This window comes from Planococcus dechangensis (assembly GCF_042654465.1).
GTDB lineage: Bacteria > Bacillota > Bacilli > Bacillales_A > Planococcaceae > Planococcus > Planococcus dechangensis.
The window spans coordinates 1,750,324-1,764,851 of the sequence record NZ_JBHSGL010000005.1; the positions used below are offsets into that span (position 1 = coordinate 1,750,324).

The following is a 14,528-nucleotide window of genomic DNA, read 5'->3' on the forward strand; positions in this document are numbered from 1 at the left end:
GATTTTTGATGGGAATTATTGCTCTCGTTATTTTTGTAAGCGTTTTAGTTTTTTGGAGTGTTAAGTTAAAAAGAAATCTCGGAGAAGCTGCTTTGATCGGATTCTTGGCTATTGTTCCTTTGGGAGGGTTAAATGCCCCCGCCTTGTTTATGCAAGGAATTGGCTTTGCTTCCACTTTTTCCGTGCTTTATGCTGCCATTGCTTTTGTATTCATGGCTTATGTCATTGATAAATTTGGCATTGTAGAACGGCTTCTGGCTATTTTAAATTCCTTGGTGGGCCGCCTGCCGGGTGCACCGGCTATTATGGATGCTGTCGGCTCTTCTGTCATGGGGACATTATCCGGCGGGGATTCCGGAAACACCGCAGCCACAGGATCCATCACCGGCCCTTGGATGCTTCGAAACAAATGGAATAAAGAAATAGCGGCTACTGTACTGGTCGGTAATGGCGGGATGGCATCGGCACTGCCACCGACTTCTTCCATGTTCATTATTCTTGGGTTTGCGCCGGTAGCCGCCGCAATTACAACGGGAGAGTTTTTCATCGCTTTATTAATTGCTGGTGCCTATCAATTCATGCATCGATTGATCATGATCGGCTATTTTGTTAAAAAGCAGAACATTAAAGCCTTTCCCGCAGAGTCGTTGAACCCTTTGAGCGTTTCGTTAAAAGATGGGTGGACTTCCATTCTCATCTATTTAGGTGCGATCGTTCCATTGGTGTTAACGATTGGGCCCTTGGCTGACTTTATAGAATCTGTTCCGTCTCTAGGAGAAGAAGCGTTAGACAGTATTGATATAGTGATCTGGATTCCTACTTTGATGATCGCCATCGCCTTTCTTCTGGGCAGGAAATTTGTGCCGACATCGATATCCGGATTGTTTGAGTTTATAAGAAAATCCATTCCCCGCTTCACGGTAATTGGGGCATTAATATTTTTCGCGGTGGCTTCAAGTGAAGTATTAACCGCTTTAGGGCTGTCCGATAATATCGCACAGCTGATGGGTGCAGTTGACACCCCCAAATGGCTGACCTTATTGATAATCGGCATCGGGGTCACAGCTATTGCAGGACCATTGACATCAACCGGCACCTTGACTGCGGTGGGATTAGTCTCCTATGAAATACTGGCAGCCAGCGGATTTTCGCCCTTAGTTTCCGCAGTGGTGGTCATGACCTTTGCCTCCACCTCGGCACAAATGCCTCCAGCTTCTGGATCCATATATATCGCTTCCGGAATTGTCGGGGCAAGACCTGAAAAGACATTCGTCATGTTGATCTTCTATTATGCTTGCCCAGTTATCCTTATAGGCTGGTTAATAGGAATGGGAATACTACCGATCTAAGGAGGTATAATTATCATGCAAATTTTACTGGAACGCCTTTTCACAATTTGTTTACTATTATCCATCTTAATGGGGTTAATCATGGTAGGAAGCCAATTAATCGGCTTGCTGATCGGGAATGGTGAGTTGGCAGTTCAAAGCAGTGAGTTGTTGAAACAACCAACCATTATTTTAGCAGCCATTTTTTCAGGGTTCGCTTTTATCCTAGGTTATTTTCCGGATTATAAAGCGAAAAGTGAGTAACGTCGAATTTATTTGCCGTGTAAAAGGAAGCTCCAGTTACTTGTAATTAAGTAACTGGAGCTTCCTTTATTATTGCCTAACGATACGTTTGCTAATTTCATTTATGACCTGTCGTCTACTTTTTAACGGCATTTTTTTAAGACAAGCTTCAAAGCATAAGGTTAACAGTACCGGAACTCTAATACATATCCTCTGATTTGTATATTTAATCACTCAATTGTCCATAGTCTTTCAGATTTATGTAGCCTTGCTACCTTTTCGCCGATGCATATGCCAATTCTGCTTCAGCCTCGAATGGACCAAACAGGAAAATTAAGCGTTTGTGAAATTTCACTTGATATAAACCGCGTATGGAGCTTCTTTACTTCTGATAATCGGACATTTCTCAAGTGAATTCCAAACCTTAATTCAATCCTCCAAACTTTCCGCCCCTTCGAACTTCGTAGAGTTCACTCTTAATTATTCTATTATTTGATCGAATTTCTCTATTCACTCTAAAGGATTCGTATCAGAACACTTTGCCAGAAATAAGTAGAAACTCTCACTTGAGCCGATTCCTTCCAATAGATAAGGAGGGCAAATGACCATTTCCCAGCTTGCATACAAACAGAAGTTCATCCAGAACAATTTGCGCGAAAAAGCGACAGAAATTGTCCAATTGAGCGGTCGGGAAGCTGCCAGGACATCCCTTAAAGCAACAAAAGATATCGCCTTTGCATATTTGGAAGAAAGTCAAGATACGTATACAGGCAACAACCGATCTGTAAAATCATCAAGCACTGCAGTCGCATAAGCGTCAAAGCGCTGCTCTCGGCTATCACCGTCAATTAAATTCCCGATTTGCAATCTATCCTGTCAATCATTTTTCACACAATCCAACTACATATGAACACCGATGGAGACTCTTTAGGACAAGGGTCTCTATCGGTGTTTTTTGATTTTTTATACTGGGCTTCTATCCGTTTTGATCATCTTCTTCGCCAGCAAGCTAAATTTCCGTTGCTTCGGAAGCGCTTCTAGAGAAAAGTTGCTTTAAAAGAGTGCAAAATTTTTTTGCGCAAAAATTTTAGATTTTTAAATTATTGAAAAAATCATTTGCACCTCATCGTAGCACGTGGCAAAATAGTTGAAAAGGCTTTCATATCTTGCATTGAGGAGAGGAACCATGAAAAATCAACAGAAAATAGAAATTCCATTTCTTATGGCTTTAATTCCATTCATCGTTATGATCAGCATCATGGCAATCACCATCATCAAATTCGGCGGCAGCCCGCACATCCCCTTATTGATCGGTGCGGTAATTGCCGCCTTGATCGGCTGGCGCTACGGATACAAATGGGACATCATCGAAGAAGGCGCTTATAAAGGTATCCGCATGGCGCTTCCGGCGATCGTCATCATCCTTCTCGTCGGATTGATCATCGGAGCTTGGATTGGCGGCGGCATCGTCGCCACTATGATTTATTACGGATTGAAAATCATCACTCCTTCACTGTTCCTTGTGACCATCTGTATCATTTGCGCGATTGTCACTTTGGCCATCGGCAGTTCCTGGTCGACAATGGGAACCATCGGCGTCGCGGGAATGGGTATCGGCGTGAGCATGGGGATCCCTGCCGCCATGGTAGCGGGCGCTGTCATTTCCGGCGCTTATTTCGGCGACAAAATGTCGCCTTTGTCTGACACGACCAACTTGGCTGCCGGAATTACGGAAACGCCTTTATTCACGCATATCAAGCATATGGTGTATACGACAATTCCTGGCCTTCTCATCGCTTTAGTCGTTTACTTTATCCTCGGCAGGCAGTTTGCCAGCACTGCGGTGGATATCGGCAACATCAACAGCATCCTTTCCGCATTGGAAAGTAATTTCGTCATTTCCCCTTGGCTTTTGCTCGTACCGCTTGCGGTCATTGTGTTGGTAGCAAAAAAAGTTCCCGCGCTGCCGGCTTTGACAATCGGTGTATTATTGGGCTGGCTTTGCTATGTATTTATCCAAGGCGGCAGTGTGGCCGACGCCGTCAACACGCTTCACGACGGGTTCGTGATTTCGAGCGGTAACGAAATGGTTGATAATTTGTTTAACCGCGGCGGCATTGAATCCATGATGTATACGGTCTCCTTGACGATTGTGGCGATGATCTTCGGTGGCATCATGGAACAAGTTGGGATGCTCCAAGCCATCGTCAACCAAATCCTCAAGGTCGCGAAGTCAGCGGGCAGCCTGATCGCGGCGACAATCGTTTCTGCCTTTTTCACGAATGCGACAGCTTCTGAACAATACATATCAATTCTTCTCCCAGGCAGAATGTACGCCAAAGCATACCGGGACAAGAAACTGCATTCGAAAAACTTATCGCGGGCATTGGAAGACGGCGGAACCGTCACTTCGCCTTTGATTCCTTGGAATACATGCGGTGTGTTTATCGTTGCGACACTCGGCGTTAGCACGTTCGCCTACGCCCCTTACGCCATCTTGAACTACACCGTGCCGATCATCTCCATCTTCATGGCATTCATCGGGTTGAAAGTCGAATTTTTAACCGAGCAAGAATTAAAAGCACTGGAAGAAAAAGAAGCACGGCAATCAGCGAAAACCGACGACGGCGACGCTTCCACTTCTGTATTAACCTAACTCAAAAAACATCAAGCTAATTAAAGCTTGATGTTTTTTATATACCGGGCCGTCGAATTGCCGACAAGCTCTCTAAAACCATTTTTAAACATTGCCTCTATAAACAAGCCCGCCACCCTTCGAGTCGATGATTTCCAACTGCCTGCTGTATTCGATGAAAATGGACTTGAATTTTTTTCCATTTTCATCGACAAGGAACATGATCCGATTACATTGATTGTTCGTAGAAAGAAGTAAGACTAGGCCGTTCAACTTCACTTTTTCTGCAATCTTTACGTACTCCGGATAGGAGTCTACATCCGAGCGATTGCTTGAATAATTGCTGTCGGAAAGGCAGTGGCTTTCTGCAGATTGCTTTCACCTAAAGTGGCGGGGACCGCACCGGAATTCAATTGGCTTCCCTTTTAACTCCTGGTCAAGACATAAGCACTTTTATGATTTAGAATCATATTCTATTTTTCTTTTTGTTATATACATAGTCGTTCTTTTCTCACCAGTTTCACATTTCCCGTCAGGACCCTGCAATGAATTTTGCCTCTCCCCTTATTTTTTGGCTTTTTTTAGGTGATGTGTGCCTGCGGGGAGCAAAGCTTCTTTAGGCTGCAGTTCTACAAAGATGCGGCGTCCATCCAGCAATCATTTTTTATTTAATGATTCTACCGATAATCTCTCATATGTAAACTAGATCGTTATTTAAATCTGATCAGTTCAGCTTCAGTCCTCTTGCCTAGTCCCCTTCCATTCCTCAATTCAATAAGTTGACAAACACAACGAAATGTAACTATTATTGTTACGAAGGAGGGGTTAGTATGATCAATACCCGTATGTCTGTTGCAATTCACATCCTTTCTCTAATTGCCATCAACCCCAAGCTTTCTTCGGATCAAATTGCTGACAGCGTGACAACGAACCCTGTTGTCATTAGACGAATCAGCAGTGAATTGAAAAAGGCCGGATTGGTGACCTCAAGGGCTGGCGTAACTGGGTCTTCATTAACCCGGGATCCGGAAAAGATTACGCTCTTGGATGTTTATAAGGCCATTCATATAGAGAAAGAATTGTTCTCCATTCACGATAAACCAAATCCAAATTGCCCCGTCGGGAAAAAAATACAAGGGACATTGGATGTAGCATTTGAGAGTGTTCAAACAGCCATGGAAACCGAATTAGGCAATAAAACATTACAAGAAGTAGTCGATCATCTCCGTAAATAAGGAGATGATTTTTTCTTTTACAAATTCCGATGTTTTGTTATTGACAAACCGGTTTGTAACAATTAAAGTTACACTTAGTTGATCAACCAAGTAAAAAAGTCTGCTCTCCTAATAAGTGAGCAAAATTTTTTTGATCAGGTTGTAACAATTAAAGTTACATCCAACTTGGTAAACAGCTCGGTAGCAACAGAAGAAAAAACAAATTAAAAACAGGAGGTAAGTGAAATGACGAATAAAGAAAAAGCGGTAGCGGTATTGGAAAGCCTGCAAAACGGTGACAAGCAGCCAGCCGAAGGATTCATCAGCGCGGACAAATACATCCAGCACAATTTAACCTTCGAGGATGGCCGTGAAGGCTTGACCGGTTCACTCGACTACTTGAAATCGATCGGCACCCAAGTTGATGTGAAGCGCGTACTTGAAGAAGGCGATTTGGTTGCGGTTCATTCGGAATATGAACTGAACGGTCCGAAAGTGATTTTTGACATTTTCCGTTTCGAGGATGGCAAAATTGTCGAGCACTGGGACAATATCCAGGAATCGGTGACGGATACAGCCAGCGGACATTCGATGATCGATGGAGAAACAGCGATTACTGATACGGACAAAACAGTGGAAAACAAGGAACTCGTGGAGAATTTCGTGAAAGATGTTCTGATGGGGCAGAACTCGGCCCGCTTGACTTCCTACTTCGACGGCGACAACTACATCCAGCATAACCCTTACATTGAAGATGGGCTGTCCGGACTCGGGAAAGCACTGGAAGCATGGGCCGAACAAGGCGTGACGATGAATTATGACAAAGTACACCTAGTCGTAGCCGAAGGGAATTTTGTATTGACTGTCAGTGAAGGCACTTTAGGCGGCACCCATACTTCCTTCTACGACCTGTTCCGAGTGAAAGACGGCAAGATTGCCGAACACTGGGATGTCTTGGAGACGATCCCAGCAGAAGATGAGTCGAAACATGAGAACGGCAAATTCTAATTCCAGTTGTCGAACGGCTGCTTATAAAAGTCCCTTCATCTACTTAAGTAGTATGAAAAAATAGAAAGACACTCGAATGAGATTTCCTTTAAAAGGAAAATAATCGATGTTGATAACTTTGAACCAACTTTTACTAGGTCTTGTATTTGTATTTGTATACCTTTCCCTTCTCACTCTATCGGGCGCAGACTATACAGCCAGAAAATTAACACAGCTGGGATTGCCAAAGTATTTCCTTTATGTGACCGGATTGGTCCAATTGGTTGGCGGCAGCATGCTCCTCTTGGGAGTTTTATGGCATTCAAACTTTCGTATAATCGGTGGAGCTTGGGTAGCCGTGATCATGGCGGTCGGCATTTTACTAAGGTTTCACGCAAAGGATTCATTACTATCAATGCTTCCGGCCATAATGGTTGGTATTTTGGCATTGACTATCGCGATTTCGGGAACAAATTAAATGAAGTAATTGCAATCAAAAACATAAAAATTTCAGGAGGCTATACAATGAAAATTGGAATTATTGGAGCAAGCGGAAAAGCAGGAAATGTGATTTTACAGGAAGCCATCGGCCGCAGCCATGAAGTGACGGCCATTATCAGAGACACATCAAAACTGAATGAGAAGAATGTGGCAGTCATCAAGAAAACAATATTCGACCTGACATCGGCTGATGTGAAGGAATTCGATGTCGTGGTGAATGCATTTGGTGCTCCATTAGGTGAAGAGCAAGCCCATGTGGATGCAGGGCATGCGTTGATCGAAGCATTAAAAGGAACAGATACAAGAGTTATTGTTGTCGGTGGCGCTGGCAGCCTGTACGTAGATGAAAACAAAACCATCCAAGTGGCGGATACAGCGGAATTCCCGGAGATTGTGGTTCCTACCGCTAAAGGGCAAGGCCGCAACCTGGAAGAACTGCAGGCAACTACGGATATTTCCTGGACGTTTGTCAGCCCTTCTGCCGTATTCGATGCGGATGGAAAAAGAACCGGCTCTTACCAATCTGGAAAAGATCACCTGTTGGTCAATTCCAAAGGCGACAGCTACATCAGTTATGCGGATTATGCGATCGCCATTGTAGACGAAATTGAAAACCCGCAGCACCTGAACGAGCGCTTCACTGTTGTTGGAGAAACGGAATAAAGAGCAGAGACGCAAGCAGATTCTCTATCTCCCCCTCTCTTTACACGCCATAAAAAATTACTGTCAGTAAACCTGCTTTTGGCAACTGGCTCATATCAAGAAAGGAAGAAATTTTACAATGAAACAGCAAAATCTTGAATTGATCTACGTATGGGATGCTTACTGCGGCTGGTGCCACGGTTTCTCCAATAGCCTGAAGGAATTCCATGAGAACCACCCTGAATTGCCTTTGTCCGTTTTGTCTGGCGGCTTGTTTTTCAGCCAACCAATCGGGAACTTCCCACATATCCCAGAAGCTAATCAGCGGATCCATCAGCTTACAGGTGCTGAGTTTGGTCCAGCTTACCAATCCTTATTGGAGGACGGAACGTTTGTCATGGATTCCCAAAAAGCGGCAATCGGCTTTGCGGCCTTGCGTTCACTTGCACCGGACAGTACCTATTACTTCGCTTCGGCCATGCAGCAGGCGTTTTATCACGACGGCAAAAGCCTCAGCGATCCAGAAACATATCGGGAAATCGCTGCTGCGAACGGTCTGGACCCTGAAGCAGTAGTAGCGCAAATGGTGGATGAAGCTTTCAAAAAGGAAGCGCTATCCGATTTTGCAAAGGTACGGCAATTGGGCGTCAATGGTTATCCAACATTGCTTTTGAAAAAGGGCAAGGAATTGATCGCCTTTGGCGGAGCCGCTATGAACGCAGAAAAACTTGAAGCACGCTTCGAAAGCTTCACTTCTTGATTTGAGTGCTTAAATATAAGGATGATCTGTAATAGTTTGGACAAAGACATTTTCATCAAATCAACAGTACTGCCGCACCCTGAATGGGTGTGGCTTTAATTATGATTGCAGTGGATAACCTATCATTAAACTAATATACAAGAAAAAGTTTTAATGTTAATCAGATTTTAATATCTAAACGACACCCGAAAAGATTTTCTTATCTTCTCGTTTCAAAGTAATCGTTATACTGGACTTCCTCTCACAGACTATCGTTCTTCTTATCTGACTTGCACTGCTGAATAATTGTCGGCCATTGTCTAAGTAGATACGTCAATTTAATTTTTGTAACCGTTCGTAAAAGTACACCTTTATAAACGCATCAAACCCTTCAAAAAACGTTCGTAAATGTCCTGAAACTCATTACGAACGTTCGTTATTTTGCATATACTTTTACGAATACTTTACTAGTGCAATTAAAAGAACGCTTATGTTCTCATAGAGACATCCTGTTTAGTCTGGAATGAATTCCAGGCCATCAGCTTGCAGTTTTACCGCATTGTAATTACTTTCTTCTGACGCTTCGAACCTTACAGAGAACCGTTGTTTATTGGCATTGGAATCTTCTTCTCCGACAGGTTCCAATGCTTCACCCAACAACTCGCTGTCATAGACATATACTTGATCACTGTTTCCGCTCCTATCTCCCTCCTCTTCTACGAGTACAGCATCACCGGGCAGAAACTGTTCGGCGTATTCTAAAGCTTCTGCAATGACCATATCATCTAATGGAGACGTGATAAAAAGTGCGTGATCTTCAAAAAAAATGGCGCTAATTTCTGTTTCCGAGACGTAACCATAAATAGCCGAGAGCCCTGTCTCATCCTCTTGTTGGTTTGGTCCATAAACTTCTTCAAAAGATTGCTGAGACCCTCCAATTTTCCCTTCCAAGTTATAAGAAGGCGCGCAAGCCGATATCAGTAATAACACCATCATTAGCAAGATCAGTTTCTTCTTCATCTAGTACCCCCCTTTTCGCCAAGTGTCTATATTTCGAGTGTACCCTTTGATTGCACTGTAAAACTTTTACTTTTTAGCGCTGGCTTTCTTTTATTAACTACTGCTTCTTCGGTTGCAATGCTTTGGTAAAATAGAGATGGCTAGCCGTTTTTCACCATACGATGACGCACTTATACTCCCTAAGGAGGTCCTTATGAAAACTCACTATTATTTAGGTTGGTTTAATAATTATTTTCCAGAGAAACTGATTAGAGCATTACAAGAAGATATAACTGAACGGAAATCGCTTGTAATGATCAGTTCAAATCCATCACTTGATGATGTTGATGGCGCAGCTGAACGTTCATGGCTTGAGCAGGCCGGCATTAGATTTGATGACTATCATTTGATCAATTACCGTGTGCAGCGGGGAGATGCCGATACCTTAATACAGACTGCCTCAGTGATTTTCTTATTGGGCGGAGATACCATTAAACAAAACAGGTTTTTAAAGGATTATGAATTATTAGAGCCGATCAAAAAAAGCACAGCCCTTATCCTAGGCGCAAGCGCTGGTGCGATCAATATGTCCGCTAAATGGCTATGCTCTAAAAACTTTGGACATCATGTGGATACAAGCTCAGTCTACGATGGAATTGCCCTTAACAATTTTTCGGTTTTGTCTCATTTCGACCTTGAAAATAACATGGCATTGGTTCAGAGCGAACTGTCTACCTTATCGGAAGAAATGACAGTTTATGTGTCAAACAAGGATTGCGCCTTGCGTGTCAGTGAAGATAAAATCGATATTCTTGGAGATGTCTATGTAGTTTCCCGCTCAGAGATTAAAAAAATGGATGAGACTTTCTAGTGAGGCTGCATAACAATGATTCCACTAATTTCCAGGCAAACAAAAACGTTCGCAAGCGTGTCAATACACTTTACGAACGTTCTTTGCTGTTATTGCGAACTATTTAATTGAATAAAACTCTTCTTTATTGAATCCAGGGGAAATTTAACACTTAATAATTGTTCTTCCTAAATGCTCACCGTTCTTGATCGCTTCAATCGTTTCCGGCACTTGTTCGAGTGTGATTTCATCCGTCAATGTCGTCTGGGTAATATTCCAGTCGTCCGCCATCTTGTCCCAGATTGCGCCGCGTTTTTCGATCGGCACATTGACCGAGTCGATGCCCAGCAAATTGACGCCTCTTAGGATGAATGGCAAGACCGTTGCTGTCAGCTGCACACCGGCCGCATTGCCGCACATGCTCATGCTGCCGCCGTAGGAAATCTGTGGAATGACTACCGAAGCCACCTCTCCTCCGACGGTGTCCACGACGTAATCGAACTTTTGTTTGTTGAGCGGCTTTTTCGGTTCGCCTAAGTCATCCGGGAAAATAACGCTGCTTGCTCCAAGTGATTGGGCGACTTCGATTTGGTAGTCTTTGCGCACCAAGGCGGTGATGTTTTGATAGCCGCTTTGGGAGAGAATCTGCAACGCGACGCTGCCGACTCCGCCGGTGGCACCTGTCACTAAGATGGCCGGGTTGTTTTTCGGATTCATGCCGTGCTGCTCTAACGCCAAGATGGACAGTGCGGCGGTGAAGCCGGCTGTCCCGAAGATCATCGCGTCTTTCAAGCTCAAACCGTCCGGCAATGGCACAACCCAATCGGCCGGCACGCGGGCATATTCGGCGAATCCCCCGGTATGGCTCATGCCCATCGCAAACCCTGTCACGACCACTTCCTGCCCTTCTTTAAAACGGTCATCTGTTGTATGTACAATGGTGCCGCTCAAATCAATTCCTGGAATCATCGGATAGTCCCGAATCACTCCGCCTTTTTTCTGAACCGCCAGCATGTCTTTGTAATTGATGGAGGAATAACCGACTTTGATTAAGACATCCCCGTCCGAGAGCTGATCCTCGCCTACAGTTTCCACACCGTACGTGACGCCGTCTTGTTGTTCGTTAATAACAATCGCTTTGAATTGTTCCATCCTAATCACTCCCTTAGTAGTTTGTTCCCGAAATGGCTGTCTGGCTAAACTGTTTTCCTGAAAACCGCCTTTCACTTTTCCGCTGTTCATCTGTATGAAAAATCCAGTTGACGATTGACTTCTTTTTTAATCCAGTTATAATGAGAAACAATATCTGCATAACGAAGATCTGCCCAAGCATTTCGGAGTATAAGAACAAAAGCGATGATAAGAACGAGTACCTGCGACTAAAGCATACAGAAAGCAGCCGGTTGATGAGAGGCGCATGTGGTGTCTGGGGAAATACCTCTTTGAGCTGTGTACCGAACCTTTAGTAGGCTACACCGGAGTTGCATCCGTAATCCATGCAAAAGTATCGCTTCGGCCGTACTTTCCAAGGGAATCTGTGCGAGCAGTTTCCGAACAAAGGTGGTAACACGCATATCTGCGTCCTTTAGGGTTTTTCCCTAGAGGGCGCTTTTTTGTATTCTTATAGATTTTGCGATATGACTATTCCAAAGACAAGGAGATGTTAGCATGCGACTCACACCAGCTGAACAACTGAAAATCATCGAAAAAGGAGCCGCCGAAATCATCGAAGAAGGCGAATTGCTCGACAAGCTCGAGCGCTCTTACAACGAACAGCGCCCGCTGACCATCAAGCTCGGACTCGACCCATCCGCACCGGACATCCACCTTGGGCATACGGTCGTGTTGCGCAAGATCAAACAACTTCAAGACCTCGGCCACGAAGCGATCATTTTGATCGGTGATTTCACCGGGCGCATCGGTGACCCTTCCGGCAAGGCAAAAGGCCGGACTGCGCTCAGCGACGAAGCCGTCAGGAAAAACGCGGAAACTTACTGTGAACAGATTTTCAAAGTGCTCGACGAAACGAAAACGAAGGTGCGCTTCAATAGTGAATGGCTATCAAAGCTTAACTTTGAGGAAGTCTTGAAGCTCGCTGCGAGCACATCGGTCGCGCGTATGCTTGAGCGCGACGATTTCCAAAACCGCTACCAAAGCCAGTCGCCAATCGGCATCCACGAGTTTTTTTACCCGCTCATGCAAGCTTACGATTCGGTCGAGCTCGAGGCGGACATTGAAATCGGCGGCACGGACCAAACTTTCAACATCCTCATGGGCCGCACGCTCCAAAAGCATATGGGCCAGGAAAAGCAAGTCGCCATCTTCATGCCGCTGCTAGAAGGCCTTGACGGCGTAGAGAAGATGAGCAAAAGCCTCGGCAATTACATCGGCATCAGCGAAGCACCCGAAATCATGTTCAAAAAAGTGATGGAAGTCCCGGATCCGCTCGTCTTCAAATACTTCGAACTGACGACCGACGAACATCCGTTGGCAATTGAAAGGATCCTTGATCGCCTGGAAGACGGCGAAAATCCACGCAACATCAAACTGGAGCTGGCGGAAATCATCACCGATCTCTACCATGGCGAAGAAGCGATGAAAGAGGCGAGAGTATACTTCGAGACCGCTTTTCAAAAGCGTGAAATTCCGGAAAACATCCCGTCGCTAGTGGTGGAAATCGGCAAGGAACACATCGAAGAACTCCTCCCGCAATTGGTGGCATCGGGATTCGTCCGCAGCAAAAGCGAATTTGGCCGTCTGATTGAACAGGACGGGGTGTCGTTTAACGGCGAAAAACTGACACGCGATGAACTCGACACTGTTGTCCATAACGGCGATGTCCTGCAAATCGGCAAAAAGCGCTTCGTGCGGTTTGAAAAATAAGCAATAACAAAGGCGCAGAAACGATCCCCGTTTCTGCGCCTTTTTTGTTATTTTTTATATTGCATATAAACAACTTGAGTGGCTAAATAGTCTTCCATGCCATGCTTGCCGTCTGCCCCGCCGAGGCCAGATTGGCGCATGCCGGCGTGATAGCCTTGCACCGCTTCGAAGTTTTCGCGGTTGACGTAGGTTTCGCCGAACTTCATTTCATTGACGACGCGCATTGCTTCGTTCAGGTCGTCTGTATAGATGGAAGAAGACAAGCCATAGACGGTGTCGTTGGCCATTTCAATTGCTTCTTCGATTGTGCTATAAGTGGTCATCGGTAGCACCGGCCCGAAAATCTCTTCACGCATAATGTCGGAATCATGGGAGACATTCGTCAAGATGGTCGGCTTGTAGAAGAAACCGGCATCAAAGCCCGGACGCTCTCCGCCGGTCGCAACGGTCGCCCCTTGTGCAACGGCATCTTTGACCATGCCTTCGACCGTTTCCAAACGGTCCTGGCTGATCAGCGGGCCCATATCTGCCTCTTTATCTTCTCTCGGGTTGCCAAGCTTGGTCGCTTCAAACGCTTCAATGAGTTTTTGAGTGAACTCTTCCGCTACGCTTTCGTGTACGTAAAGGCGCTCGGCATTCGTACACGCCTGGCCGCCGTTTGCGAGCCTTGACGTGGTAATGGCTTGTGCGGCCAAGTCCAGGTCGGCATGCTGGGTGACGATGGCTGGGGCTTTGCCGCCCAGTTCCAAATTGACTTTAGTGATGTTTTTCGCCGCAGCTTCCATCACTTTCGTTCCCGCCGGCAAGCTTCCTGTCATGGTGATCATTTGTACTTTTGTGTGCGAAGCCAGCGCATTGCCGATTTCAGAGCCGGTTCCGGTGACGACATTGTAGACGCCTGCTGGGATTTCTTCCATAGCATCGACGATTTTGGTGAATTCCATTGCAGTATTAGGTGTCTGCTGGCTCGGTTTGATGACGATCGTGCAGCCTGTGACGAGCGCTGTCGCGACTTTTCGTGCCAAAATAAACACCGGGAAGTTCCACGGGATAATACCGGCTACCACACCGATCGGCTTTTTGTAGACCAAGATGTTTTCATTTGGACGGTCGCTTGGGACAATTTCCCCTTCGATTCTTCTTGCCCACTCGGACATATAATGGAAGTAATCAATGGCCAAATCGACTTCGCCGCTTGCCAGTTCATAGTCCTTCCCTTGCTCTTCCTGCAATAAGTCGATAAATTTGTCGCGGTTTTCAGCGATCTTATCGCCCAGTTTGCGGACGATTTTCCCGCGTTCGATATTCGGCGTCAATTCCCATGCCTGTTGAGCTTGATGCGCCGCTTCTACTGCTTTATCGACGTCTTGTTCCGTCCCTTTAGGAATTTTGGAAATCACTTGTTCCGTTGCCGGGTTGATGATATCGATCCATTCGTCTCCAGTGGATGCTATATATTCGCCATTTACGTACATTTGGTGAGTTTGCAAAAGATCTCCTCCTAATT

14 protein-coding genes and 1 other annotated feature are annotated in these 14,528 nt (G+C 45.3%); of the genes, 11 read left to right on the plus strand and 3 right to left on the minus strand.

Features of this window, described 5'->3' with window-relative positions; translation table 11 throughout:
- The first annotated feature begins 8 nt into the window (after positions 1–8).
- From ACFO5U_RS11770 to ACFO5U_RS11810, 9 genes are all read left to right on the plus strand, one after another.
- Positions 9–1,349, plus strand: a complete 1,341-nt coding sequence (locus ACFO5U_RS11770; RefSeq protein ID WP_377279259.1) for a TRAP transporter large permease subunit — start codon at positions 9–11, stop codon at positions 1,347–1,349.
- 15 nt (positions 1,350–1,364) lie between these two features.
- Positions 1,365–1,592 (plus strand): hypothetical protein, encoded by a 228-nt coding sequence (locus ACFO5U_RS11775; RefSeq protein WP_377279260.1) that lies wholly within the window; start codon positions 1,365–1,367, stop codon positions 1,590–1,592.
- 580 nt (positions 1,593–2,172) lie between these two features.
- Entirely contained in the window at positions 2,173–2,385 is a 213-nt protein-coding gene (locus ACFO5U_RS11780) for a hypothetical protein (protein WP_377279261.1), read from the plus strand.
- 372 nt (positions 2,386–2,757) lie between these two features.
- On the plus strand, positions 2,758–4,227 hold the full coding sequence (gene nhaC, locus ACFO5U_RS11785) for a Na+/H+ antiporter NhaC (RefSeq protein WP_377279262.1): 1,470 nt from the start codon (positions 2,758–2,760) through the stop codon (positions 4,225–4,227).
- Positions 4,228–5,036: 809 nt separating this feature from the next.
- Positions 5,037–5,441 carry an Rrf2 family transcriptional regulator gene (locus ACFO5U_RS11790; RefSeq protein WP_377279263.1) on the plus strand — a complete coding sequence of 135 codons (405 nt, stop codon included), beginning with the start codon at positions 5,037–5,039 and terminating at the stop codon, positions 5,439–5,441.
- Between the two features lie 225 nt (positions 5,442–5,666).
- Positions 5,667–6,428, plus strand: coding sequence for a nuclear transport factor 2 family protein (locus tag ACFO5U_RS11795; protein ID WP_377279264.1), 762 nt, complete (start codon positions 5,667–5,669; stop codon positions 6,426–6,428).
- A 106-nt stretch (positions 6,429–6,534) separates the two neighbouring features.
- The gene (locus ACFO5U_RS11800) at positions 6,535–6,885 is read left to right on the plus strand and encodes a DoxX family protein (protein WP_377279265.1); all 351 of its coding nucleotides are present in this window, start codon (positions 6,535–6,537) and stop codon (positions 6,883–6,885) included.
- A 47-nt stretch (positions 6,886–6,932) separates the two neighbouring features.
- Positions 6,933–7,571, plus strand: a complete 639-nt coding sequence (locus ACFO5U_RS11805; RefSeq protein ID WP_377279266.1) for an NAD(P)-dependent oxidoreductase — start codon at positions 6,933–6,935, stop codon at positions 7,569–7,571.
- Positions 7,572–7,689: 118 nt separating this feature from the next.
- The gene (locus ACFO5U_RS11810) at positions 7,690–8,310 is read left to right on the plus strand and encodes a DsbA family protein (RefSeq protein ID WP_377279267.1); all 621 of its coding nucleotides are present in this window, start codon (positions 7,690–7,692) and stop codon (positions 8,308–8,310) included.
- A 492-nt stretch (positions 8,311–8,802) separates the two neighbouring features.
- Here ACFO5U_RS11810 and ACFO5U_RS11815 read toward each other — a convergent pair whose 3' ends face one another.
- Complete coding sequence (locus tag ACFO5U_RS11815; RefSeq protein ID WP_377279268.1) at positions 8,803–9,309, minus strand: hypothetical protein; 507 nt, start codon at positions 9,307–9,309, stop codon at positions 8,803–8,805.
- A 193-nt stretch (positions 9,310–9,502) separates the two neighbouring features.
- Here ACFO5U_RS11815 and ACFO5U_RS11820 point away from each other — a divergent pair, with 193 nt between their 5' ends.
- Positions 9,503–10,159 carry a Type 1 glutamine amidotransferase-like domain-containing protein gene (locus ACFO5U_RS11820; protein ID WP_377279269.1) on the plus strand — a complete coding sequence of 219 codons (657 nt, stop codon included), beginning with the start codon at positions 9,503–9,505 and terminating at the stop codon, positions 10,157–10,159.
- Positions 10,160–10,303: 144 nt separating this feature from the next.
- On the opposite strand, the gene ACFO5U_RS11825 is transcribed toward ACFO5U_RS11820, so the two are convergent.
- Positions 10,304–11,290 (minus strand): YhdH/YhfP family quinone oxidoreductase, encoded by a 987-nt coding sequence (locus tag ACFO5U_RS11825; RefSeq protein WP_377279270.1) that lies wholly within the window; start codon positions 11,288–11,290, stop codon positions 10,304–10,306.
- 195 nt (positions 11,291–11,485) lie between these two features.
- Positions 11,486–11,727, plus strand: a binding site (T-box leader).
- Between the two features lie 79 nt (positions 11,728–11,806).
- Here ACFO5U_RS11825 and tyrS point away from each other — a divergent pair.
- Positions 11,807–13,021, plus strand: coding sequence for a tyrosine--tRNA ligase (gene tyrS, locus ACFO5U_RS11830; RefSeq protein ID WP_377279271.1), 1,215 nt, complete (start codon positions 11,807–11,809; stop codon positions 13,019–13,021).
- Between the two features lie 47 nt (positions 13,022–13,068).
- On the opposite strand, the gene aldA is transcribed toward tyrS, so the two are convergent.
- Entirely contained in the window at positions 13,069–14,511 is a 1,443-nt protein-coding gene (gene aldA, locus ACFO5U_RS11835) for an aldehyde dehydrogenase (protein WP_377279272.1), read from the minus strand.
- Positions 14,512–14,528: the final 17 nt, after the last annotated feature.

Excerpts from the sequence above, each read along its gene's own strand:
- ACFO5U_RS11770 (WP_377279259.1), top strand. The coding sequence starts at position 9 with ATGGGAATTATTGCTCTCGTTATTTTTGTAAGCGTTTTAGTTTTTTGG.
- ACFO5U_RS11775 (WP_377279260.1), top strand. The coding sequence starts at position 1,365 with ATGCAAATTTTACTGGAACGCCTTTTCACAATTTGTTTACTATTATCC.
- ACFO5U_RS11780 (WP_377279261.1), top strand. The coding sequence starts at position 2,173 with ATGACCATTTCCCAGCTTGCATACAAACAGAAGTTCATCCAGAACAAT.
- nhaC (WP_377279262.1), top strand. The coding sequence starts at position 2,758 with ATGAAAAATCAACAGAAAATAGAAATTCCATTTCTTATGGCTTTAATT.
- ACFO5U_RS11790 (WP_377279263.1), top strand. The coding sequence starts at position 5,037 with ATGATCAATACCCGTATGTCTGTTGCAATTCACATCCTTTCTCTAATT.
- ACFO5U_RS11795 (WP_377279264.1), top strand. The coding sequence starts at position 5,667 with ATGACGAATAAAGAAAAAGCGGTAGCGGTATTGGAAAGCCTGCAAAAC.
- ACFO5U_RS11800 (WP_377279265.1), top strand. The coding sequence starts at position 6,535 with ATGTTGATAACTTTGAACCAACTTTTACTAGGTCTTGTATTTGTATTT.
- ACFO5U_RS11805 (WP_377279266.1), top strand. The coding sequence starts at position 6,933 with ATGAAAATTGGAATTATTGGAGCAAGCGGAAAAGCAGGAAATGTGATT.
- ACFO5U_RS11810 (WP_377279267.1), top strand. The coding sequence starts at position 7,690 with ATGAAACAGCAAAATCTTGAATTGATCTACGTATGGGATGCTTACTGC.
- ACFO5U_RS11815 (WP_377279268.1), bottom strand. The coding sequence starts at position 9,309 with ATGAAGAAGAAACTGATCTTGCTAATGATGGTGTTATTACTGATATCG.
- ACFO5U_RS11820 (WP_377279269.1), top strand. The coding sequence starts at position 9,503 with ATGAAAACTCACTATTATTTAGGTTGGTTTAATAATTATTTTCCAGAG.
- ACFO5U_RS11825 (WP_377279270.1), bottom strand. The coding sequence starts at position 11,290 with ATGGAACAATTCAAAGCGATTGTTATTAACGAACAACAAGACGGCGTC.
- tyrS (WP_377279271.1), top strand. The coding sequence starts at position 11,807 with ATGCGACTCACACCAGCTGAACAACTGAAAATCATCGAAAAAGGAGCC.